General features: G+C 69.4%; 3 protein-coding genes. 1 reads left to right on the top strand and 2 read right to left on the bottom strand.

The features are described 5' to 3' along the window. On the bottom strand, window positions 1–1,003 hold a 1,003-nt coding region (locus tag PHC73_RS13470; protein WP_300129285.1), incomplete at its 3' end, for an alginate export family protein. 400 nt (window positions 1,004–1,403) lie between these two features. Here PHC73_RS13470 and PHC73_RS13465 point away from each other — a divergent pair. After that, complete coding sequence (locus PHC73_RS13465) at window positions 1,404–2,270, top strand: CHAD domain-containing protein (RefSeq protein WP_300129283.1); 867 nt, start codon at window positions 1,404–1,406, stop codon at window positions 2,268–2,270. A gap of 7 nt (window positions 2,271–2,277) precedes the next feature. Here the strand turns inward: PHC73_RS13465 and PHC73_RS13460 are convergent. Then, window positions 2,278–2,778 (bottom strand): (2Fe-2S)-binding protein (locus tag PHC73_RS13460; RefSeq protein ID WP_300129280.1); only part of this gene is annotated, 501 nt, incomplete at its 5' end.

The raw sequence follows: 2,778 nt of genomic DNA, 5'->3' as shown, positions 1-2,778 counted from the left end.
CCCAGCCGTTGAAAGCATGCAGCGTGGCAAGCGGTGTCTGCAGGGCGCGGGTACCGTTCACGGCGCCGCCCTCCAGCAGCTCGCAGGCGACCTTGAAGTTCACCCCGAACAGGCGCATGCCGCCTTCGAGCAGGCCGTAGTCCAGATCAAAGTTGCCCGGGTTGTCGGCGTAGTCGCTCTGGCGCGCGTACTCGGCGGTGTAGAGGATGGCCGAGCCCGGCGCCCCCGGCAGCGTCGGCAGCTTCAGCGACGGCAGCGGAATCTCGCCCGCGGCGCGCAGGCCGTAGCTGACCGTGGATTCGGCGTCGAAGTCGTCGAAGTCCAGCAGATAGGCGTAGCCGGTCAGCGTGGTGATGGGGTTCGGCTTCCACTGCAGGTTCACCAGGTGACCCGTGAGGTGCAGGTCGCCGGTGTTGGCGAAGGTCTTCAGCGGCGTGTCGTCGCCGAACACCCGGTTCACGTTGTAGACGTAGGCGTAGCTGCCGATCACGCCGGGCAGCATCTTGTTCTCGTAAAAAAAGCTGTCGACGGTCTGCTGGTTCTGCCGCCAGCCGACATCACCGATGAACCGGTGGTTGTCGAAGAAAAGCGCCTGCCGACCGTAACGGAACGTATTGCCCTTCAGGCCTTGGTAACCGAGATAGGCTTGGTTCACCTCGGTGCCTTCTGGGTCCGCTACCACCGGGAATCTGGTCTTGCCGTTGTAGGTATCGTTGTAGTCCTCCTCGCCCACGACGGACACGTTCTCGGCCTCGCCGTAGGCGAACAAGCCGTGGAACAAACCGGTGCGCCAGCCAAGGCGCGTGCGCACGGTTTGGGCGCGCGCCTTGTCGAGAATGCTCGCCGGGCGGTCTTGGTCGACCATCTCGAAACGGTAACGGACGTCCAGGCTCACCTTGCCTTGCAACAACGCGTCGTCGATGGCCTGCGCGGCGGCTGTGCCGCACGACAAACCGGCCGCCAACGACGCACCGGCGCGGATCAAAACGGAGGGTGCATGCATGGTTTTGGTCATCCCTGTGTGGAGCGTGCCCGCCGGAACGCGGGCACAAAAAAAGCCGCACCCGCCGCAAGGGCAGGTGCGACCTCGTTGTCGCTGCTGCGGCACCACTGCGCGCCGCCGGATCAGTCCAGGTAGGTAGCCGCCACGTCGCGGCCTGGTTCACTCAAGCAAGATAGGGGCCAGCTCCAGCCAGGCGTGCGCCTCATTTGGCTATGGACACGGGGATGCGCGCGAGCCAACCGAGCCCACCACCGCCTCAGCGCCGACTCTGCCGCAACAATGGCAAACGCAGCTCGATTCGGCGCTTGCCGTGCGGGCCAGGCTACCCAGGCATGAATCGAGCGAGCCGGTAAATTCCACGGCGGAAATCGTCCCGCATCTCTTTACAAGGACCCTGAACGTGACATTCGAGCTGCAACTCGACCAGCCGCTGGCGCACGCGCTCGCGCGCCGTCTGGAACGCGAAATCAATAGCACCAGGCAGCGCCTGGACGACGCGCCCGATGAAGCAGCCATTCACGCCGCCCGACGCCACATCAAAAAAGCCCGCGCCGCGCTGCGCCTGCTGGAGGCCAAACCGCGGGCAGTGCTGGCAGATGTGGACCACGCCCTGCGGCAGGCCGGCCGCGCACTGTCACCAAGCCGCGACCAGGCCGCACTGCTGCGCACCGCAGACGCCCTCACCGCGGGCGCACCGCCCGCCGCGCGCCGCGCCCTGCTGCGCCTGTGCGCCGAGCTGGCGGCCAGCGGCGCCGGCGGTGCCGACGACCTGCAGGAAGCCCGCGCGGCGTTAGAGCAGGCGCGCCTGCGGCTGGCTGGCGCGATGCCCGGCGCCCTGCCCTTCGCCCGCCTTGCCGATGGCTTTGCAGGCACCTACCGCTGTGGGCGGCGCGCGCTGCGCCGGGCGCTCGATACGCCATCGGCCGGACGCCTGCACGCGTTGCGCAGGGCGCTCAAACATCACCTCTACCAGTTGCGCCTGCTGCGCGGGCTGTGGCCAGCGCTGTTCGATGCGCTCGAGGCGCAGGCCGACCAGGCGGCCGAGCAACTCGGCCAGCACCACGACCTTGCCGTGCTGCGCGAACGCCTGGCGACGAGCGGCCTGTCACCGGCCGAGCGCCGGCGCATCGATGCCCTGGCCCGCCGCCGGCAGGACACACTGACACCGGCCGCGCTGCTCACCTGCCGGCGCCTGTATGCCGAGCGCACCGGTGCGGTGCGCTGCCGTCTGCTGGCCTACGCAGCGGCCACGCAGTCACCCGACTGAGCGGGACTCATGCCGCCCGGCCAGCTGCCGCCAAAATCTGCTGCAGTTCCGGCACGCACGACCCACAGTTGGTGCCGGCCCGAAGCGCAGCGCCGATGGCCTGCGGGCTCGCGAGGCCTTGCTCGGCGATGGCCCGCACGAGGGTGTTGATACCCACCTGAAAACACGCGCACACGGTGCGCCCGGGATTGGCGCCCGCCACGCCCGGCACGCCCGCCAGCAGCGCGCGCCGCGCGGCGGCGTCGAGCGGCGCATCGAAGCGCGCCGTCAGCCAGTCGTCAGCCAGCCAGTCGAGGTCGTCGCCCGCGAACAGCGCAAGCTGCGCGCGCTCGCCCGCTATCGCCAGCACGCGGCGCTCGCCGGCCGGGTCGGTGTAGTCGAGCCATTGCCACTCCCCGGCTGGCGCGCCGACCAGGGCGCGCAGCCAGGCCGCCGCATCGGCCGGCGCCTGCCGGGCGGCGATGCGATAGCGCCAGCCGCCGGCGATGCGGGCGCGAGCGTAGTAGTC

Origin of the sequence: Immundisolibacter sp., from assembly GCF_028696615.1 — a bacterium.
Taxonomy (GTDB): Bacteria; Pseudomonadota; Gammaproteobacteria; order Immundisolibacterales; family Immundisolibacteraceae; genus Immundisolibacter.
Note: the sequence above shows the minus strand (reverse complement) of the source record. Positions and strands in the feature narration are given on the sequence as shown.